This is a genomic window from Chitinophaga sp., assembly GCF_035564935.1.
In the GTDB taxonomy this organism is placed as follows: Bacteria; Bacteroidota; Bacteroidia; order Chitinophagales; family Chitinophagaceae; genus Chitinophaga.
This window is the reverse complement of record NZ_DATMTE010000308.1, coordinates 1-2,983: the sequence shown is the minus strand read 5'-3', so window position 1 is coordinate 2,983 and position 2,983 is coordinate 1. Positions and strand designations below refer to the sequence as shown.

3 protein-coding genes are annotated in these 2,983 nt (G+C 44.5%); 1 reads left to right on the top strand and 2 read right to left on the bottom strand.

Annotation, left to right across the window (positions count from 1 at the left end):
* Positions 1-127: 127 nt before the first annotated feature.
* On the bottom strand, positions 128-940 hold the full coding sequence (locus VN105_RS08270) for a HesA/MoeB/ThiF family protein (protein WP_325639750.1): 813 nt from the start codon (positions 938-940) through the stop codon (positions 128-130).
* 5 nt (positions 941-945) lie between these two features.
* Positions 946-2,325, bottom strand: a complete 1,380-nt coding sequence (locus VN105_RS08265) for a HAMP domain-containing sensor histidine kinase (RefSeq protein WP_325639748.1) — start codon at positions 2,323-2,325, stop codon at positions 946-948.
* A gap of 442 nt (positions 2,326-2,767) precedes the next feature.
* Between VN105_RS08265 and VN105_RS08260 the strand changes: the two genes are divergently transcribed.
* Positions 2,768-2,983, top strand: a 216-nt coding sequence (locus VN105_RS08260; protein WP_325639746.1) for a YqgE/AlgH family protein, incomplete at its 3' end; no start/stop codon positions are given.

Below are 2,983 nucleotides of genomic sequence, written 5' to 3'. Positions count from 1 at the left end.
TAAAAGCGAATAATTTCGCTTTTATCTCCCAAAATCTTTTTAATCCAAACTGATCAAATCAGTGAAATCAGTTTAATCAGTTTAATCCTGCAAAAAGACAATTTCCCCGCCGAAGGCGGGCAGGCAGCTAATCCTCCACGTCGGGAACGATTTCCAGGCCGTATTCTTCTGCGGTGAGGACACCTGCAGCGCGGGTGCTGTCGATCAGAGCGGTATCTGGCTGCAGATCATGCACGATGGTTTGGTTGTGCAGGTAGTCGATGCCATAGAATTTGCCTGCAATACCCAAAGGAACGCCGATCAGGTATTTGATCACTTCGCAAACGATCTGGGTGCCGAGTGCGCCGTGGGTAGCACCGAGCGCACCTGCATCAAAATTGCGGTATTCTTCCGTAAGTGGTAATGCACAACGGTAAGAGGCAGAGGAGGTACCATCGGGCATGGGCATATTAAAGCCGGCAAACCAAGCCATCCAGTTATGTACTTCCCCGGTAATAAACGGTTTGTTGTGTACCAGGCAGGCATCATTGATCACGAGGTGGGTGGGCAGGTGCTGGGTACAGTCGATCACGAGGTCAAATCCTACCAGCATCATGTTAATGCTTTCGGGTTTTACCTGCATGAGAATGGGATAATGTTTTGTATATGGGTTCACCGCCCACAGGCGGCTGGCAGCCATTTTTGCTTTGTGCTTGCGGATATCCTGCATCTGGTAAACGGGCTGCCGATGCATGTCTTCATCGTTGATCACTCCATAGTCCGCAATGCCGATCACTCCTACCCCGCTGGCGCTGAGGTATTGTACCACCGGACTTCCGAGTCCGCCGGCGCCTACTACCAGTACACGGGCTTCCTTCAGTTTTTCCTGCATGGTGATGCCCAGGCCCGGAACGGCGATAGGATTTTTAAAATGCTGTATTTCTTTTTCGCTCAGTATCATGTGCTTTAGCCTTTATCTAATTCCTGTGGAAATTCGATGGTAAATTTACTGCCTTTACCCACTACGCTTTCCACTTTAATTTTTCCTTTATGTGCGTCAACAATGGCTTTAACATAAGTGAGTCCAAGGCCGAAACCTTTTACGTTATGTACATTGCCGGTATGTGCGCGGTAGAACTTTTCAAAGATACGTGAAATAGTATCGCGGCTCATACCGATACCGTTATCGGCAATCACGATGAACAGGCTTTTGCGGGTGTTGTAGGTTTGTATCCTTATCTCCAGCTGATCGTTGGAATATTTGATCGCATTATCCATGAGGTTGAAGATGAGATTGGAGAAATGCACATCATCTGCCATGATAACAGGATTGATGGCATCCAGCTGAAGGGTTACCGAGCCGTTCTTGGCCGCCAGCTGTAACTGGAGGTTGTTGGCTGTATTTTCAATCACATGGTGTACATCCGTGGCCTGGAGTTTCAGTGCTATTTCATCTTTTTCCAGGAGGGCAGATTGCAGGATGCTTTCCACCTGCTTGTTCATGCGTTTGTTTTCTTCCTTGATAATCCCGGAGAAATACTGGATTTTTTCCGGTTTTGACATCACTTTCTCATTCCTGATAGCATCAATGGCCAATGAAATAGTAGCCAGGGGGGTTTTCAGTTCATGGGTCATGTTATTGATAAAGTCGGATTTTATTTCCGATAGCTTTTTCTGGTTCAGCAGAGTACGAATAGTAAGGGCAAATGCGGTGATAATGATCATGGTGAACAATACCCCGCCTGAGATCATAAAACCCAGCTGTTTGGCCACGGAATCGTCGGCTGGCATCACAATCACCAGGCGTTCTACCCTGGGGCTGAAATCGTTCTGTTCGGTGAGGTTGATCACCTGTACTTTATAGTCGTTGATCCTTTTCAGGCTGTCTTCTTCGCTTTTATGATACATCTGCACAAAGCCGGCGGATTGCATCTTGATATTGGCCAGGTCAGATCCGGGTACTATTCCAAGGATGGCGAACTCAAAATTGGTGGAATCGAGGTGATTTTTCCTCATATTGGACTGGATGCAACGCCTCACTTCCTGTACGGTAAAAAAGTCGCTCACAGCCGGCGGCTGATAAGGCACGCGGTTAATATCCAGGTTGAATCCTTTGGTAGTAACAGGGGGCTCTTTGGCGTCCAGTTTAAACATCACTGCAGCCTGGCGCCGGTACATCATGTCGTTGTACACATCATTGGTCATGCTGATAGCGCGCTGAAAAAGCTGTTCCTGTTTAATGACAACGGCACTTCTGATCCAGCTCACCTGGATATAAATGATCCCGAGCAGTGACAGTGTGATCAGTACGACGATAACGGGGAAAATCTTCTTCAGTGGTATCATGTAAGTTTTTATCAGGCTTTAATTATCTCAAAGATAAGTGCATAGAAATATTAAAATATGTTAAAAAAGATGTTTGCTATAGCAACTATGATACAAAATTCCTGACGGTATCCCGCCTCTGCGGTTAATTTCCGCAATACAATATCACCTTTAACGTAATTTTAACTGGGCGCTGCTGATTTTATTAATACTTCTTTCCTTACCTTTGCTTCAGAATCTGGTACTAAATTTGATTAGTTAAGGATCATAACAAAGTAATTAAACTTTCTACATACATCGATGTGGATTCGTTCCATAAGCGATTTAGATTTTGGTTGATAAAATGGTAAGGAGGTTTTCTAGCCTCCTTTTTTATTTTCCTTACTTTTTCCTTCTTTTTTTCTTTTTTCTTTACTATTCAATCATTTAGTTAAATTTGAACAGGCTATAAAATTGTTTGTCTATGGTAACTTTGTCGCCCGGCATTTTGCTGATAGCTGATCCATTTTTGAAAGATCCGAATTTTGCGCGCACGGTAGTACTTCTTTGTGAATACCAGGAAAAAGGCAGTTTTGGTTTTGTGATTAACAAGTTGTTTGATCAAACGCTTAGTGATCTTGTGCCGGAGGTATTGATCAGTAATATTCCTGTTTATTACGGCGGTCCTGTACAGATGGAC

Bases quoted from the DNA above. Each gene is read 5' to 3' on its own strand.
- VN105_RS08270 (WP_325639750.1), bottom strand. From the start codon at position 940: ATGATACTGAGCGAAAAAGAAATACAGCATTTTAAAAATCCTATCGCC.
- VN105_RS08265 (WP_325639748.1), bottom strand. From the start codon at position 2,325: ATGATACCACTGAAGAAGATTTTCCCCGTTATCGTCGTACTGATCACA.